Below are 16474 nucleotides of genomic sequence, written 5' to 3'. Positions count from 1 at the left end.
AGGCGGCATCGGCAAGGAGACCACGGCAAGGAGACCCCGGGCAAAGAGACCCGGGCAAAGAGACCCCGGCAAGAGAGCAGGCCGACCGGACGCCGCCCGAATCGAATGACTGTCGACCACTACCTCACGTCGGCCCGGCCGCGATCCCAGAGATACACCAGGAACCCCCTCGCGCCTAAGAGGAATGCGCCGGACCGCCGAACAGCACCCGCCGGAAACCTCGGATCACCCCCGGCGAGCCGCAATCTCCAGCAACCCCCGGCAGAGCGCCCCCAGGTCCTTCCCAGCCGCCTCAGCCGCCATAGGCAACAGCGAAGTCTCCGTCATCCCAGGAGCCACGTTCACCTCAAGGAACCACGGCTTCCCGTCGCCATCAACGATCAGGTCCGTCCGCGACACATCCCGCAACCCCAGCGCCGAATGCGCCGCCACCGCCATGGCCTCACACGCCGCCATCGCCTCATCCCCGAGCCGGGCAGGCGCGAAGAATTCAGTCCGCCCGGCCGTGTACCGAGCCGCGTAGTCGTAAACCCCGCCGTCAGGCACGATCTCCACGGGAGGCAACGCGACGGGTCCCTCCCCCAGGTCCACCACGGACACGGCGACCTCGACGCCCTCGATGTACGTCTCGATCAGCGCCGTGTCCCCGTAGGCGAAACACCCCACCATCGCCGCCGGCAGCTCCTCGGCCGACCGCACGATGGAGGCCCCCAACGCCGACCCCCCGCGAGAGGGTTTCACGAAGAGCGGCAACCCCAGAGAGTCGACGATCCGTGCAAGCACCGCGGAAGCCCCCAGGTCGTGAAAGGTCTCCTTGGGGAGTGAAACGGAGTCAGGAGTGTTCAAGCCCCACGACCGCACCACGGCCTTCGCCGTCGGCTTGTCGAAGGCCACCCGGCAGGCGTCGGGAGCCGCGCCCACGTAGGGCACGCCTAGAAGCTCCAGGACGGTTCTGATCGCCCCGTCTTCCCCGGCCCCGCCGTGCAGGGTCACGAACACGGCCGTGGGCCGGTCGGCGAGCACGGAGGGAACCAGGGAGGAGTCGGTGTCGCGCGTCTCCACGTCGACCCCTTGGGCACGCAGGACTTCGGCCACCCGTCGTCCGGACCGGATGGAGACCTCCCGCTCGTAGGACAGTCCTCCTGCCAGTACGAGCACGTGCCCGAGATCGCTCATAGCCCGGCCTTTCTCCGATTCCTGTACGGCTAGCCCGAACAGGCTAGCCGTACAGAGGATCAGGCGAGGTCTGGACCGGGTGTGTCCACCCCGGTGTGACCGCCCCTGGAGCGGGTGCCGAACATCTCCATCGTGCGGAGTTCTTCTTCGATGACCCCGGCGAGACGCCGGACGCCTTCGCGGATGCGGTCGGGCTGCGGGTAGCAGTAGGACAGGCGCATGTGCCGGGATCCCGAGCCGTCGGCGTAGAAGCCCGTGCCGGGGACGAAGGCGACACGTTTGTCCACGGCCTGGGGAAGCATGGCCTTCGAGTTGAGGCCCTCGGGGAGGGTCATCCACACGAAGAACCCGCCCGCGGGTTTGGTCCAGGTGCAGCCCTTGGGCATCAGCGTCTCAAGTGCGCCGAGGAGGGCGTCGCGGCGTTCGCGGTAGAGCTCGCGGAAAGTCTTGATCTGCTCCCGCCACGGCTGCGTCGCCAGGTATTGGCCGACGGCCAACTGGGTGAACGTCGAGTGGGACAGGACCGCCGACTCCATGGCCAGCACGAGCTTCTGCCGGATGGCGTGGGGCGCCAGGGCCCAGCCGACGCGGAAGCCCGGGGCCAGGGTCTTGGAGAACGAACCCAGGTAGACCACCCCGTCGGGGTCGTCGGCGCGCAGGGCGCGCAGCGGCTCGCCGTCGAAGCCCAGCAGGCCGTAGGGGTTGTCTTCGACCACCAGGATGCCGGCCTTCTGGCAGATCTCCAGGACCTGCCGGCGGCGGACCAGGTTCAGGGTGACGCCGGCCGGGTTCTGGAAGGTCGGGATCGTGTAGAGGAACTTGATGCGCTGGCCGGAGGCCTGGAGCGCGTAGATCGTCTGGGCCAGGGACTCGGGCACGAGGCCCTGGTCGTCCATGGCGATGTGGACGACCTTGGCCTGGTAGGCCGAGAAGGTGCCCAGGGCGCCCACGTAGGACGGACCTTCGGCGAGGACGATGTCGCCGGGGTCGACGAAGATGCGGGTGATCAGATCGAGTGCCTGCTGCGAGCCCACCGTGACGACGACGTCGTCGGCGCCCGCGTCGATGCCCTCCATGCGCATGACCTCGCAGATCTGCTCGCGCAGTGCGGGGTCACCCTGGCCCGAGCCGTATTGCAGGGCTTCGGGACCGCGGCGGTTGACCAGGTCGGCGACCAGTTCGCCGACCACGTCGAGGGGGAGCGCCGTGACGTAGGGCATGCCGCCGGCCAGCGAGACCACTTCGGGGCGCGAGGCGACGGCGAACAGAGCTCGGATCTCGGAGGCGACCATCCCGGTAGCTCGTGCGGCGTACCGATCGACGTAGGCATCGATGCGTGACCCGTGGGTCGCGGGTGTCCGACCGTGATCCGTCTCATTCGTCACGGTCCACCTCCGTTTCATAGGCGTTAATTCAGAGGGTAAGGCAGCCGGGTGAACGGACCGCAATCGGTATCAGCATGAGAGAAGCGGCGCGTGCTGCGCGCCGAATTCCCGTTCGGACCGGGAGCACCGGCTACTATTCCAGCAAAACTGCCGGGACCAATGCCGGGAATAGGGGCGTCACGTGTCGCGTCGGCTGGCCAGCATCACGCTCGACAATCTTGATGACCTGCCGCGCAGGTGTCGTAATTGCGTGTTCTGGGAGCTTGACCCCATGGGGGGCGAGCGGGCCGCGCAGGCCGGGGAGCCGAGCCTGGAGAAGGAGGCCTGGGTCTCCGCCACGCTGCTCGAATGGGGCTCCTGCGGCAAGATCGCATATGTCGACGGGGTGGCCGCGGGGTTCGTCCTGTACGCGCCGCCGCTCTACGTGCCGAGATCGGTGGCCTTTCCGACGTCGCCGGTGAGTGCCGACGCGGTGCTGCTGATGACGGCCCACATCATTCCGGAGTTCTCCGGCGGCGGGCTCGGGCGCATGCTCGTGCAGGGCGTGGCGAAAGATCTCACCCGTAGGGGTGTACGCGCCATCGAGGCCTTCGGCGACCTGAAATGGGAGCAGCCGGGGGCTTGTGTGATGCCGGCCGACTATCTGCTGTCGGTGGGCTTCAAGACCGTCCGGCCGCATCTGCGCTTCCCCCGGCTCCGGCTGGAACTCAAGACGGCCGTCTCGTGGCGCGAGGACGTCGAGGTGGCCCTCGAACGGCTCCTCGGCTCCATGAGCCCGGAAAGGGCGCTCCGGCCCGTCTAGAGGCCTCTCAGGGCCGTACAGGCCAAATAGAAAGCCCTCCCCGAAGGGAGGGCTTCTGAAACTAGATGACGCCGTCGAGTTCGCGGAGCAGCATGGCCTTCGGCTTGGCGCCGATGATCTGCTTGACGACCTCGCCGCCCTTGTAGACGTTCATCGTCGGGATCTGCAGGATGCCGTAGTCACGCGCGATGTCGGGGTTCTCGTCGATGTTGAGCTTCACGACGGTCAGCTTGTCGGCGTGCTCGTTCGCGATCTCCTGAAGGATCGGCGCGACCTGGCGGCACGGCCCGCACCACTCGGCCCAGAAGTCGACGATCACGGGCTTGTCGCTCTGCAGGACCTCGGACGCGAAGTCCTGGGTGGTGACGTTCTTGACGGTGCCCACGATGGCTCTCCTTGTGTTGGGTGGGAACTATTCCTGGTCGGTGAGCCAGCGCTCCGCGTCGAGCGACGCGGCGCAGCCGGTGCCCGCTGCGGTGATGGCCTGGCGGTAGGTGTGGTCGACGACGTCGCCACAGGCGAACACGCCGGGGATGTTGGTCTTGGTGGTGGGCGACTCGACCTTGATGTAGCCCTCGTCGTCGAGGTCGATCTGGCCCGCCACGATCGTGCTGCGCGGGTCGTGGCCGATCGCCAGGAACAGGCCGGTCGCGTCGACGGTCGACTCCTCGCCCGTCTTGACGTTGCGGACCCGCACGCCGGAGACCTTGGCCTCGCCCAGGACGTCGACGACCTCGCTGTCCCAGAGGAAGCGGATCTTCTCGTTGTTGAACGCCCGCTCCTGCATGATCTTGCTGGCGCGCAGCTCGTCGCGGCGGTGGACCACGGTGACCGACCGGGCGAACCGGGTCAGGAAGGTGGCCTCCTCCATGGCGGTGTCGCCGCCGCCGACGACCACGATGTCCTGGTCGCGGAAGAAGAAGCCGTCACAGGTGGCACACCAGGACACGCCCTTGCCGGACAGCCGCTTCTCGTTGACCAGGCCGAGCTCGCGGTAGCCGGAGCCGGTGGCCAGGATGACGGCCTTGGCGTAGTAGGTGTCGGTGTAGGTCTTGACGACCTTGGGGTTGGCGTTCAGGTCGACCTCGACGACGTCGTCGGCGACCAGTTCGGCGCCGAACCGCTCGGCCTGCTTACGCAGGTTGTCCATGAGGTCGGGGCCCATGATGCCGTCGGGGAACCCGGGGAAGTTCTCCACGTCGGTGGTGTTCATGAGGGCGCCGCCGGCGGTCACCGAGCCCTCGAAGACGAGTGGACGTAGATCGGCGCGGGCGGAATAGACGGCCGCCGTGTAGCCGGCCGGGCCCGACCCGATGATGATCACGTTACGGACGTCGCTCAACGCTCTGCCTCTCATTTCAACTCTGCACGGGCGTCAACAGATCCTAGGCGTCGGCGATTCCCGCCACACATGACGAAGGCCCCGCGGTATTCCACGGGGCCTTGATCGGTCGAAACTCAGTTCCAGGTCGCGAGACCCTCGGGACGCAGGTTGTGGCAGTTGGGACCGACCACGACCACGCGGACCGCGTTGATCGTCTTGTCTTCCCAGAAGGCCATGATGGTGGCGTCCTGGCCGTTGTAGAAGGCCCGATCGACCGCTATCGGCTGGCGGTCGAGCTCGTTGGCCTTGCGGGCCACGCACTTGTCGGTCTGCTCGTCGCTGTTGCTGCCGGTGCCGGGCTCGGGACCGAAGTAGCCGAGCAGCGGGCCGTTCAGCTCGCGCGAGGTGTAGTTGTGACCGCTGGCCCGGACGGCCCAGGCGGACTCGGCCGTCTTCAGCGGCGACTTCTCGGGCGAGGCGGCGGGCCCGGCCACGGGCGCGACGGCCCCGCCGTCACCCGATCCGGACGCCACGAGCTGCGTGGCGAGGCCGACTCCGCCGAACACCACGGCGGCAGCGGCGGCGGCGGCCACGGGCATCGCCCAGAGGCGGCCGCGGGCCTTCTTCCTGGGGGCGGCCAACGGCACCACCGGCGCGACCGGAACCACCGGCGCGGGTTCGGCGGGCTGCTCCCAGGGCGAGTCCTTCATGATCTCGTCCCAGTCAGGCGTCTCGACGAGGCGGAGGCCACCCCGCTCCGCCTCGGCCTCAAGGGCCCGGTCGATCCGCATCGCGACGCCCAGCGGCATCGCGGTCATCGGGACCGCGGAGAGGAGTTCGCGAACGGCGGCCAGACCGGCGAGGCTTTCCCCGCAGGCGTCACAGATCGCGAGATGCGACCGGACCTCCAGGGCCGTCGCGTCGTCGAGGAGGCCCTCGGCGAGCTCGGCCAGGATCTCCAGGTCGTAGTGCGTGTCACCCGTCACGAAGTTGTGCTCCCTTCGGGGATGAGACGCGAGTGAGGTCGGATCGGTTCCGCAGATGCGAAAGAATCGGGGCAAGTTTCGCGCGCCCCCGCGCACATCGACTCTTCACCGTTCCGGCCGGAACGTCCAGTACGGCGGCGGCGTCCTCGACCGAGTAGCCCATCATGTCGACGAGCACCAGGGCGGCCCGCTGGTCGGCAGGCAGCAGCTTGAGCGCGGCCGTGACCTCGAGAGACACCTCGCGCTCGGCGGTCTGGTCGGGCAGCGGCATGTCGCGTTCGGCGGCCTCGATGAGCTCGTCGTCGGCGACCGGGCGGACCGATTTCCGGCGCATACGGTCAAGACAGGCGTTCACCACGATGCGGTGCAGCCACGTGGTGACGGCGGCGTCGCCCCGGAAGCTCTCGGCTTTGCGGTAGGCGGACACGAAGGCGTCCTGGACCGCGTCGGCGGCTTCGTCGGGGTCGCCGAGCGTCCGGAGGGCGACGGCCCACATGCGGTCGCGGTGGCGCTTGACGATCTCGCTGAACGCCGTGGTGTCGCCCTCGATGTGACGGGTCAGCAAATCGGCGTCACTCAGCGCCGGCCGACCGGAGAGGTCGGCCGGTGGAGGAATGTCTGGCGGCGAGGTCACTGGTCTGCCGATCCCGAGGGGTTCACGTGCACGATGGTGCCACCATACTTCCCTCTGCGAACGGCAAAGTGCGTAAACCAGATCAAACCGGCCTGCTTCTATAGCAGGTTCACGACGTGGGCGTCGTCACTTGACCGCCATCAGCTTGACGTCGCGGATCATGGTCCGGTAGCCGTTGTTGTGCGGCGGCAGTTCGGTGAACCAGACGAGCAGGTAGCGGGTGGCCGACGAGCCGTTCAGGTCGAAGGTGACCTTGCCGCTGACGTTCTCGCGGGTGAGGAAGGTCTTCAGGCTTTCGGGCGCGGGAGAGGCGCCGGTACGCAGTTCGACCGTCCCGCCGGAGGCGCCGAAGTCGATCACCGCCTGGGTCAGCCGGGTCTCCTTGCCCAGGTCGAGCAGCAGGCCGACGCCCTCTTTCAGACGGCCGAAGTCGGGGCCGCCGTAGGTCTCGGAGTGCCAGTCGGTGGTCGCCGAGCCGTCGATGGCCAGGGCGGCCAGCTCGTTGCGCTCCTCGCCGTCGCCGAGCGGGTCGAAGCCGGTCGCTCCGGCGATCTTGACCTCGACGGGCTTGCCGGCGGCCTGTCCCTGTTCTGCCGTGGCGCTGGGGGCGGCGCTGGGGACGGTGGGCTCGGTGCCCAGGCTCTTGCCGAGCGTCCAGGCGCCGACGCCGACCACGACCATGGCCAGCAGCACCACCACGGTCAGCAGGAACCGCGACAACATGGGGGAGCGGCGCGGCGCCGGGCGGTGGATCATCGGCGGCATCGGCATCCGGCCGCCGAGCGTGTCGACCGGCTCGGAGCGCAGCTCGACGGCCGGGGGCAGGGTCGAGACGGAGGCGGGGGCCGGGCGGGGCACCTCGGCCAGGGCCTCGGCGACCTCCATCGGGGAGTCCATCGGCTCGACCGACCTCCGCAGCCCGAGGATGCGCGAGGTGATCGTGTCGAGGTAGCCGGGCACGCCCGCGGTGACCTGGCGCGGGGTGCAGTAGTGGTCGTCGTCGACCGGGGCCTCGGGCAGGCCGCAGTCGTCGTCGGGCGAGGGCCAGTGGCCGGTGAGGGCGGCGTACAGCAGACGGCCGAGGCCTTCGGCGTCGGCCTGGGCCCGTTCCTCCTCGGTCAGCCCCTCGGCGGTGTCGAGGATCGCGGCGTCGACGCCGACCCCGAGGACCTTCACGGTGTTGCCGGAGGTCCACATCAGCCGGTTGGGGGTGAGGTTCAGGTGGGCCAGGCCGTGTTCGTGGGCGTGGGCGATGGCCTCGGCGGCCTCGGCGACCAGGGCGGCGCCTCGCTCGGCCTCAAGCGGGCCGGCCGACAGCAGGTCGAGCAGCGACTCGCCGGAGACCCACTCGCTGACGACGTAGGCGACGCCGTCTTCGTCGGCGGCGTCGAAGACCTGGGTGAGGCGGGGGTCGGTGAGCCGGGAGGCGGCCCGCGCGGCGGTGACCACCTCGTGCTGGCGCTCGAAGTCGGGAGCGAAGGTGTGCACGGCCACCGGCCGCGCCAGCACCTCGTCGATGGCCTTCCAGAAGGTGGCCCCGGACGACTCGTTCACCCGGTCTTCCAGCCGGAATCGATCAGCGAGACGGGTTCCGGGTTCGACAGTGGACATACTCACGCCGCCGCTCCCAAGAACGGCAGCCGACTCCGGGTGGATCCGCCCACACCTGCTCGCTTCCGCTCGACCTGCCTCTGTGGCGCACCATGCTAGTGCCGCGCCGGTCTTGCCCGCCTTCCCCTTCGGAGTCGCATCAACCGGACCTTAAGCCCCGTTGGCACGGAAACCGTTAGCGTCCTACCCGTCTCGTCACCATTCCAATGATGGACCGCACCTCCTGGATGCCCAGCCGGTGCGCGATCGCGAGGTAGACGCCGAGCGCGAGACCGCCGCCGACGACGAGCACGACCAGCGAGCTGAGCACGGTCACCTCGGTGATCCGCACGCTCGCCCACAACACCGCCAGCGCCACGAGGGCGGCCGGGATCGCCGCGAGGTACATGCGCATCAAGCCCGAGGCGACGGCCCGCCCGCCGAGTCCGCCGACCCGCCGCGACGCCAGCACCCACGTGAGGACGCACGCCAGAACGTATGTCACGGTGAACGAACCCGCCAAACCCATGACAACCAGCTCGGGTGGGGCAGTGAAGTACAAAGTAAGACCGATCGCGGCGTTGACCAGGACGTTCGCCCCGGCGATCACGGCCGGAGTGCGGGTGTCGCCGAAACTGTAGAAAACCCGCAGCAGCAACTGGAAGACCGAGAACGGCACCAGCGCGAGGCCGAACACCTGGAGCACGTTGCCGATGTAGATCGCCTGCTCGACCGAGACCGCCCCCCGGCCGAAGATCAGCACCGTCACCGAGGGGCCGAGCACCATCAGCAGCAGCCCGGCCGGCACGATCAGGGCGCTGACGGTGCGCACCCCGCCCGCGAACTCCTCGCGGGCCGAGGCGAAGTCCTCGTCGTGCACGAAACGGCTCAGCCGGGGGAGCAGCGCCGTGATCACCGAGACCGCGATGATCCCGTACGGCAACTGGAAGAGCTGGAAGGCGTAGGAGTAGGGCGTGAGGCCCCGGCCGTGCACGCCCTCCTCCGCGGCGGCGGCGCCGGCCCCGACGGCCAGGTTGGTGGTGACCACGAACCCGATCTGGTTGATCACCGTGAAGGCCAGCGCGCCCGCGCCGAGCCGGGCCATCTCCCCCAGGCCCGCGTTGCGCAGGTCGAACCTCGGCCGGAACTTCACTCCGGCCCGCAGCAGCGAGACGACCAGCACGAACGCCTGGGCCACGATGCCGGCCGTGGTGCCGAGGCCGAGCAGCACCAGATCCGCGTGGGTGACCTGGCCGATGTCCGAAGGGCCGTCGCTCAGCAGGTAGGCCGCCGCGACGCCGATGACCACGAGGTTGTTCAGCACCGGCGCCCACATCGGGGCGGCGAACCGGTCGCGGGCGTTGAGGATGGCCCCGGCCACGGCCCCCACGCCGAAGAAGGCGATCTGGGGGAGGATGAACTGGGCCATCGTGACGGCCGCCGTGACGCCCTCGGGGGGCAGCTTGTCGGCGTACAGGAGCACGAGGGGCCGGGCCAGCACGACGGCGATGATCGCGACGGCGGTGAGGCCGAGGGCGGCGACGGTCAGCAGTCGCTGCTCGTAGGCGGCTCCCCCGTCGGCGTCGATCTTCTGCCGCCGCACGATCGCCGGCACCACCACGCTGCTCAGCACGCCGGTGATCAGGAGGTCGAGCAGCACGAAGGGGATCGTGTAGGCGACGTTGTAAGCGTCGCCGAGGATCGCCGTGCCGATGGCCGACGCCAGGATGGCGGTCCGGAGGAAACCGGTCACACGGGACACCAGCGTGCCCGCCGCCATGATCGCGCTCGCGCGCAGCATCCGGCTCATCGATCAGCTCCTTGATCCACCCGGCCTACAGCGAGACGAGGCTACGCCTCCTGGGGCTCCTCCTGCTCCCTGGGCATCGGCACGGGCGGCGGGAACACCGGATCCTTGCGCTGATGACGGCGCAGGAGCCGCAGGACGACGGCGGCCAGCATGATGGTCACCGCCACGCCGACGATCACCAGGGCGATGCCGGTGTAGCCGGTGGCGGAGATGACGATCTCGGTCGGCTTGCCGTACTTCCGGCCGTCGGCGGTCAGCAGTTGCACGTCGAAGGCGGCTTTGCCGTGGTCGGCGGGCACCACGACGGGGATCTCGTAGGTGCCGGCCTTCCCGGCCTGGACCTCGGCCTGCTCCTGGGTGAACACCCCTCCGGCCGCGTCGACCTGGAGCTGGTCGGGATCGCGCGACTTGACCTCGAGATTGAACTTCACGTTCTCGCGGAGCGTGTTGCGCACCGTGACCAGGATGCGGCCGTTGGTGCCGGCCACCGCGAACGGGTCGTCGGCGCCGACGATGAACACCCGGTCCATCTGCTTGGCGATCGCCGTGTTGAGCTGCTTGGCGAACGTGGGCGCCTTCTTGCCGCCCCGCCACGACGACGAGGTCAGCCGCAGCACCGCCCGGTCGTAGGTGCGCTGCCCGCTCGTCGGCAGCGCCATCGCGACCTCGGCGGTCCGGGCCAGCCGGCGGACCCCGCTCATGTACGACTTGGCCAACTCGGCCTGCCGCGCCTGCGCCGGATAGACCAGGTCGCCCACCGAGGCGTTCTTGGCCGGCCTGATCGAGGCCAGCGGCACGTCGCGCACCCACGGCAACGGCTTGAGCAGAGCGCTCATGAACGTCGGATCGGGGTTCCACAGGTGGTTCGAGGGCATCGCGATCAGCGGCGCGGCCCGGCCCTCCGTGAGCCCGTTCATGGCGGTCTCGGCGATGTAGCGCTGCCGGGCCGCCACGGTCGCCCCGGCCGCCCGGCCGTCGGTGCCGAGCAGCCCGCTGAGCACCGGATCGGCGGTCTGCACGATCACCGGCCCGCTCACCGTGTCGACCACCCCGGCCGACCCGGCCCGCGCCGCGGTCGCCTCGGGCGGCACCGCGGCCTGGGCCAGCAGCACCGTGTCGACGCCGTTGACGGCCAGCGCGTCGAGGGTGTCGCGGTCGATCACCCCGCCGACCGGCCAGATCGTCGACGTGGTCGCCGACCCGACCTTGAGCAGTTGGTTGGTGGCGAACGAGCCGACCAGGAGCGCCGTGGGGGTGGTCGTGTCGAGGCCGTTGTGGACGATCGCGCCGAGGTCGGCGTCGGCGTAGGGCATCGCCATGACGGGGTTGTCGGCCAGCGCCGACCGCAGCGAGGTCACCCACTCGGCGCCCTGGGCCAGGCCCGCCTTGGTGGAGGCGTCGGGCAGGAAGTAGGGCCGCGACACCCGCTGGGCGTCGTCGAGCACGGAGCCGTCGACGAACCAGGTGGCGGTCTCGTCGGTCGCGGTGGCCAGCGCGAGCAGGTTGTTGAGGCGGCCGTCGCCGAACAGGTCGTCGTCGAGGAACGTCTGGTCGTCGGCCCGCTTCGGCTGCGCGGTCAGCGGGAGGGCCAGCGCCAGCCGGGTCGGCTTCACGGCGGTGCCCTTGGGGACGTACGTGAGGAAGGTGCGCTCCACGCCGACGACCTGGCCGGTGGCGCCGTCGACGGCCTCCACCTCCAGCGGGTAGACGCCCGGCCGGGTGATGCTGAGCTCGGCCGGTGACAACGAGAGCGTGAACGGCAACTTGCCCGAGCCGTCGAGCTGGGTCGCCTGCACCTTCGTCCGCCACGAGTTGGTGAAGATCGTCTGGCCGGTGACGTAGGCGGCGATGTCGGTGCGGGAGGTGAAGGGGCGTCCGGCGGCGTATCGGATCTGGACGCGGACGAAGCTCTGCGGGACGCCGGTGACGGCGCCGGCGATGGTGATCGTCTGGTCGGGCCGGGTGGGGGACTCGGGGCTGAACTCACTCAGCGTGACCGGGTCGGCCGCACGCGCGGTGGCCGCCGCTGCTGTGGGGGCCGCCGGGATCGCCAGGCCCGCACCGGCGAGCAGAAAGGCGAACAAGACGGGACCGAGGCGACGCACGCCCTGAATGCTATAGGCCCCGGCCATATGGCCGATGTCAGCTTGCCAGGCCGTGACCGGCGAGCTCCACGGGCTTTCCCGAGGCCAGGGGGAAGAGATGCACAGCGCGTAGTCGCAGCGCTGTCATGCGTTCGCCCGTCGCGGTGTGCACGAACACGTCGGGATCGGTGGCGTCGACCAGCCGCCGGTCGATCAGCAGGGTGAGCTTCTCGGGCAGCAGCAGCGGGCACACCAGCCCGGCCGCGTAGTCGGTGACCGCGTTGACCGTGTAGGACGAGGCGGGCCTGACCCGGTCGGCGCCTAACGCGGCGGCGATCACGCTCGGCCTCGGTTTGCGGGCCACCGAGCTGATGACCGCGACGGGTTCGCGGCAGCCGCGGGTGGTCACCTCGAACACGGTGACGGTCACGCAGGTCTCCGGCGGGACTCCGAGCATCTCCGGCAGCTCGTCGGCGGAAGTCAGGACGCGCGGAAGCCGTACGATTTCATGGTGGATTTGACGGGCGAGGAGCCAGCGATGGATCGCGAGGGCGTCCTGCATGTGGTCTGCTCCTTTTCGCGGCCCCCGACAGATCTGCACTGAACGTAGCCTGCTGATCGCCATAGGTGTATTAGCCCAGTGGCACCTGTTCCGTAACCGAAGGACCTACCCAGCTTGTCCCCTACAAACCCGATAGAGAACGCTCTGGCCGACCTGCTCCGCCGGATCGAACCCATCGCTCACGAACTGGGCGACCTGTTCGCCAAACACGGCCACGAGCTGGCCCTCGTGGGCGGGCCGGTGCGCGACGTGCTGCTCGGCCGGTCGGGGGCCGACCTCGATTTCACCACCGACGCCCGTCCCGAACGCGTTCTGGAGATCGTGCGCGATTGGGGCGACGCGATCTGGACGATCGGCATCGACTTCGGCACGGTCGGTGTGCGCAAGGGCGACTGGCAGCTTGAGATCACGACCTACCGCAGCGAGTCGTACGACCCCAAGTCGCGCAAGCCCGAGGTCGCCTACGGCGACACGCTCGAAGCCGATCTGGCCCGGCGTGACTTCGCGGTCAACGCGATGGCGGTCCGGCTGCCGAGCCGGGAGTTCGTCGACCCCTACGGCGGCCTGGGCGACCTGGCCCGCAAGGTGCTGCGCACGCCCGGCACGCCCGAGCAGTCGTTCGACGACGACCCGCTGCGCATGCTGCGCGCGGCCCGGTTCGCCTCGCAGCTCGGGTTCACCGTCGACCCCGACGCGATCAGGGCGATGACCGAGATGTCGGGCCGCATCGAGATCGTCTCGGCCGAGCGCATCCAGGCCGAGCTCGACAAGCTGATCTGCGGCGCCCACCCGCGCGAGGGCCTGACCATCCTGGTCGAGACCGGCCTGGCCGACCACGTGCTGCCCGAGTTGCCCAAGCTGCGGCTGGAGATCGACGAGCACCACCGTCACAAGGACGTCTACGAGCACACGCTGATCGTGCTCGACCAGGCCATCGCCCAGGAGGTCGGCGGCCCCGACCGGGTGCTGCGCTGGGCCGCGCTGCTCCACGACATCGGCAAGCCGAAGACCCGCAGGAACGAGCCGGGCAACCGGGTCTCCTTCCACCACCACGAGGTCGTCGGCGCCCAGATGACCAAGCGTCGCCTGACCGCGTTGCGGTTCCCCAAAGAGGTGACCTCCGACGTCGCCCGCCTGGTCGAGCTGCACCTGCGCTTCCACGGCTACGGCACCGGCGAGTGGACCGACAGCGCGGTCCGCCGTTACGTGCGCGACGCCGACCACCTGCTCGACCGGCTCCACAAGCTGACCAGGGCCGACTGCACCACCCGCAACAAGCGCAAGGCCGCCGCCCTGGCCCGCACCTACGACCAGCTCGAAGAGCGCATCGCGAAGCTGGCCGAAGAGGAGGAGCTCGCCAAGATCCGGCCCGAGCTCGACGGCAACGAGATCCAGGAGATCCTCGGCCTCCCGCCCGGCCCGATGATCGGCAGGGCCTACAAGTTCCTGCTCGACCTGCGGATGGACGAGGGCATGCTCGGCAAGGACGTCGCCCGCGCCCGCCTGCTGGAGTGGGCGGCCGGGCAGTGAACCTCGCCGAGCTCGACAGCAGGCACGTCTGGCACCCCTACGCGACCGTGCCGCCCGCCGTGCCCACCCACGTGGTGGAGAGCGCCGAAGGGGTCCGCCTCACCCTCGCCGACGGCCGCGAGGTCATCGACGGCATGTCGTCGTGGTGGGCGGCCATCCACGGTTACCGGGTGCCGGCGATCGACGCCGCGATCACCGCCCAGCTCGGCCGGATGGCCCACGTGATGTTCGGCGGGCTCACCCACGAACCGGCGATCCTGCTGGCCGAGCGGCTGGCCGCGATGACCGGCTACGAGAAGGTCTTCCTGGCCGACTCGGGCAGCGTCGCGGTCGAGGTCGCGATCAAGATGGCCGTCCAGGCGACCGGGAAGCGGCGGCTGCTGACGGTCCGGGGCGGCTACCACGGCGACACGTTCGGCTGCATGTCGGTCTGCGACCCGGTCAACGGGATGCACCACGTCTTCTCCGGCGCGGTGGCCGAGCAGGTCTTCGCGCCGGTGCCGCCGCTGGGCTACGACGCCCCGGTCGACCCGGCCTACGTCGCGGAGGTCGACCGCCTGGCGGGCGACCCGGCGGTCGGCGCGATGATCCTGGAGCCGGTCGTCCAGGGCGCCGGGGGGATGCGGTTCTACAACCCGGCCTACCTGCGGGCGTTCCGGGAGATCTGCGACCGCCACGGGCTGCTGCTGATCGCCGACGAGATCGCCACCGGCTTCGGCCGCTCGGGCACGCTGTTCGGCTGCGACCATGCCGGGATCAGGGCCGACATCGTCACCCTGGGCAAGGCGATGACCGGCGGCTACCTCACCATGGCCGCCACCCTGACCACCCCCGAGATCGCCGAGCGCATCGGGCTGCTGATGCACGGGCCGACGTACATGGGCAACCCGCTGGCCGCAGCCGCGGCCGGCGCCTCGCTCGACCTGCTGGCCGAGCGACCCTGGCGCGAGGAGGTCGGCCTCATCGAGGAGACGCTGCGCAAGGGCCTGGCTCCGGCGCAGGCCTCGGTGGCCGATGTACGCGTCCTCGGCGCCATCGGCGTCATCGAGTGTCACGAGCCGGTCGACATGAAGAAGGCGCAGGACACCGCGCTCGACCACGGTGTCTGGTTGCGCCCCTTCGGAAAGCTCGTCTACGCGATGCCGCCCTACGCCTGCACCGGGGCCGAGGTCGCCACGATCGCGAGGGCGATGGTCGCGGCGGCTACGGCTTGACGGCGACCGGCTCCACCTGCCGGACGAGGGGCAGCACGGCCAGCCGGTAGGCGCCCGCCGCCACCAGATAGAGCACGGTGATCAGCGTCAGCACGAAGAGCGACCGGCCGTCGGGCGGCAGCAGCAGCGCCGAGATCGACACACCGGCCACCATCATGCCGTTGAACAGCAGGTCGTAGATCGAGAAGACCCGCCCCCGGTAGGCGTCGGCGATGCCGCGCTGGACGACGACGTCGGTGCAGATCTTGCCGCTCTGCCCGAGCACGCCGGTGACGAACCCGGTGACCAGGAAGCCCCACTGCTGGAACGGCACGCACAGCAGGAACTCCAGCACGCCGCACACGGCCAGGCTGATCGGGATCCACGTCTCGATCCGGAAACGCTGGGTCGCCCACGGCGTCAGGAACGCCGCCGCGAAGTAGCCCAGCCCCGAGGTGGCCACCACGCCGCTGAGCGCCATGAGCCCCACCTCGGCGTCGGTGGTGAAGTAGTAGCGGTAGAGCATCAGCACCATGCCGAGCGACATGCCGTAGAGGACCCGGTGGGCGGCCATGCTCCCGAGGGCCGCAGCGGGGCCGCGCCGATGCGCGATGTAGCGGACGCCGTCGACCAGCCCGCTGACGACGTGGCGCACGGCGTCGCGGGCCTGGGGCCGGTCGGGGTCGAACGACGGCCCGAGCAGTCGCCTGCTCATCTTCATGGCGATCAGCGCGCTGGAGGCGAAGATCGCGCCGGAGATGACCAGGATCCCGGCCGTGCCGAGGTGTTCGGGCCCGAAGAGCCACCGGAGCCCGAAGCCGACACCCGCGCCCACGAACGTCACGACGGTCCCGGAGGTCGGCGTGACCGCGTTCGCGATCATGAGCGTGTCTTTGGGCACGACGTGGGGCAGGGAGGCCCCCAGCGCCGCGAGGAAGAACCGGTTGACGCCCAGCACCCCGAAGGCCGTGGCATAGAAGATCCAGTCGGGGGCCTGCACCACGACGACGATCGCGGACAGGAGCAGAAGGGCGGCTCTGACCAGGGGACCGATGACCAGGATCTGCCGCCGCGACCATCGGTCGATGAACACCCCGGCGAAGGGGCCGACGATCGAGTAGGGCAGCAGAAGGACCGCGAACGCGGCCGCGACATCGGCGACCGACGTCTGCTTCTCAGGACTGAAGAAGGCGTATCCGGCGACCGCGAGCTGGAAGATCCCGTCGGAGAACTGTGAGACCAGGCGGGTGCCGAAGAGCCGTCGGAAGTCCCTGCCTCGCAGAACGACACGAAGATCTGAGACGTAGGACACGCCCGTCAGCCTACGCTCGGGCCGAGCCTGGGACATCAGGGTGATCCCGGATAGGGCAGAACCGGAACGGAAGAGACCGTAGTCTC

General features: G+C 69.6%; 14 protein-coding genes. 3 read left to right on the top strand and 11 right to left on the bottom strand.

What is annotated here, in order from left to right; translation table 11 throughout:
- Positions 1 to 225: 225 nt before the first annotated feature.
- Positions 226 to 1176 (bottom strand): D-alanine--D-alanine ligase family protein, encoded by a 951-nt coding sequence (locus AW273_RS08560; protein ID WP_062346962.1) that lies wholly within the window; start codon positions 1174 to 1176, stop codon positions 226 to 228.
- A 59-nt stretch (positions 1177 to 1235) separates the two neighbouring features.
- Positions 1236 to 2579 carry an aminotransferase-like domain-containing protein gene (locus AW273_RS08555; protein ID WP_083949609.1) on the bottom strand — a complete coding sequence of 448 codons (1344 nt, stop codon included), beginning with the start codon at positions 2577 to 2579 and terminating at the stop codon, positions 1236 to 1238.
- Between the two features lie 232 nt (positions 2580 to 2811).
- Between AW273_RS08555 and AW273_RS08550 the strand changes: the two genes are divergently transcribed.
- On the top strand, positions 2812 to 3363 hold the full coding sequence (locus AW273_RS08550) for a GNAT family N-acetyltransferase (RefSeq protein WP_232327200.1): 552 nt from the start codon (positions 2812 to 2814) through the stop codon (positions 3361 to 3363).
- Positions 3364 to 3424: 61 nt separating this feature from the next.
- Here AW273_RS08550 and trxA read toward each other — a convergent pair whose 3' ends face one another.
- The 8 genes from trxA to AW273_RS08510 all read right to left on the bottom strand — a co-directional run bounded on the left by trxA (position 3425) and on the right by AW273_RS08510 (position 12353).
- Entirely contained in the window at positions 3425 to 3748 is a 324-nt protein-coding gene (gene trxA / locus AW273_RS08545; protein WP_062346957.1) for a thioredoxin, read from the bottom strand.
- A 27-nt stretch (positions 3749 to 3775) separates the two neighbouring features.
- Entirely contained in the window at positions 3776 to 4705 is a 930-nt protein-coding gene (trxB, locus tag AW273_RS08540) for a thioredoxin-disulfide reductase (RefSeq protein ID WP_062346955.1), read from the bottom strand.
- A 116-nt stretch (positions 4706 to 4821) separates the two neighbouring features.
- Entirely contained in the window at positions 4822 to 5673 is an 852-nt protein-coding gene (locus AW273_RS08535) for an RsmA family anti-sigma factor (protein ID WP_062346953.1), read from the bottom strand.
- Entirely contained in the window at positions 5663 to 6307 is a 645-nt protein-coding gene (sigM, locus tag AW273_RS08530; protein WP_030452617.1) for an RNA polymerase sigma factor SigM, read from the bottom strand. The genes AW273_RS08535 and sigM overlap by 11 nt, the downstream gene beginning before the upstream one ends.
- A 126-nt stretch (positions 6308 to 6433) precedes the next feature.
- Positions 6434 to 7918 carry a protein kinase family protein gene (locus AW273_RS08525; protein ID WP_063909888.1) on the bottom strand — a complete coding sequence of 495 codons (1485 nt, stop codon included), beginning with the start codon at positions 7916 to 7918 and terminating at the stop codon, positions 6434 to 6436.
- A gap of 175 nt (positions 7919 to 8093) precedes the next feature.
- Positions 8094 to 9707: a murein biosynthesis integral membrane protein MurJ gene (murJ, locus tag AW273_RS08520; RefSeq protein ID WP_062346949.1), complete on the bottom strand. Its 1614-nt coding sequence runs from the start codon at positions 9705 to 9707 to the stop codon at positions 8094 to 8096.
- Between the two features lie 41 nt (positions 9708 to 9748).
- Positions 9749 to 11812 carry a DUF6049 family protein gene (locus AW273_RS08515; RefSeq protein WP_157555645.1) on the bottom strand — a complete coding sequence of 688 codons (2064 nt, stop codon included), beginning with the start codon at positions 11810 to 11812 and terminating at the stop codon, positions 9749 to 9751.
- A gap of 37 nt (positions 11813 to 11849) precedes the next feature.
- Positions 11850 to 12353 carry a YbaK/EbsC family protein gene (locus AW273_RS08510; RefSeq protein WP_062346945.1) on the bottom strand — a complete coding sequence of 168 codons (504 nt, stop codon included), beginning with the start codon at positions 12351 to 12353 and terminating at the stop codon, positions 11850 to 11852.
- A gap of 114 nt (positions 12354 to 12467) precedes the next feature.
- Here AW273_RS08510 and AW273_RS08505 point away from each other — a divergent pair, with 114 nt between their 5' ends.
- Positions 12468 to 13883 (top strand): CCA tRNA nucleotidyltransferase, encoded by a 1416-nt coding sequence (locus AW273_RS08505; protein ID WP_062346943.1) that lies wholly within the window; start codon positions 12468 to 12470, stop codon positions 13881 to 13883.
- Positions 13880 to 15097 carry an adenosylmethionine--8-amino-7-oxononanoate transaminase gene (locus AW273_RS08500; RefSeq protein ID WP_232327199.1) on the top strand — a complete coding sequence of 406 codons (1218 nt, stop codon included), beginning with the start codon at positions 13880 to 13882 and terminating at the stop codon, positions 15095 to 15097. Before AW273_RS08505 ends, AW273_RS08500 begins: the two co-directional genes overlap by 4 nt.
- On the opposite strand, the gene AW273_RS08495 is transcribed toward AW273_RS08500, so the two are convergent.
- On the bottom strand, positions 15087 to 16388 hold the full coding sequence (locus AW273_RS08495; protein ID WP_062346939.1) for an MFS transporter: 1302 nt from the start codon (positions 16386 to 16388) through the stop codon (positions 15087 to 15089). The genes AW273_RS08500 and AW273_RS08495 overlap by 11 nt on opposite strands.
- Positions 16389 to 16474: the final 86 nt, after the last annotated feature.

Origin of the sequence: Herbidospora yilanensis, from assembly GCF_001570565.1 — a bacterium.
Taxonomy (GTDB): domain Bacteria; phylum Actinomycetota; class Actinomycetes; order Streptosporangiales; family Streptosporangiaceae; genus Herbidospora; species Herbidospora yilanensis.
This window is presented reverse-complemented; position numbering and strand designations above follow the sequence as displayed.

Bases quoted from the DNA above. Each gene is read 5' to 3' on its own strand.
- AW273_RS08555 (WP_083949609.1), bottom strand. From the start codon at position 2,579: ATGAAACGGAGGTGGACCGTGACGAATGAGACGGATCACGGTCGGACA.
- AW273_RS08510 (WP_062346945.1), bottom strand. From the start codon at position 12,353: ATGCAGGACGCCCTCGCGATCCATCGCTGGCTCCTCGCCCGTCAAATC.
- AW273_RS08560 (WP_062346962.1), bottom strand. From the start codon at position 1,176: ATGAGCGATCTCGGGCACGTGCTCGTACTGGCAGGAGGACTGTCCTAC.
- murJ (WP_062346949.1), bottom strand. From the start codon at position 9,707: ATGAGCCGGATGCTGCGCGCGAGCGCGATCATGGCGGCGGGCACGCTG.
- AW273_RS08525 (WP_063909888.1), bottom strand. From the start codon at position 7,918: ATGTCCACTGTCGAACCCGGAACCCGTCTCGCTGATCGATTCCGGCTG.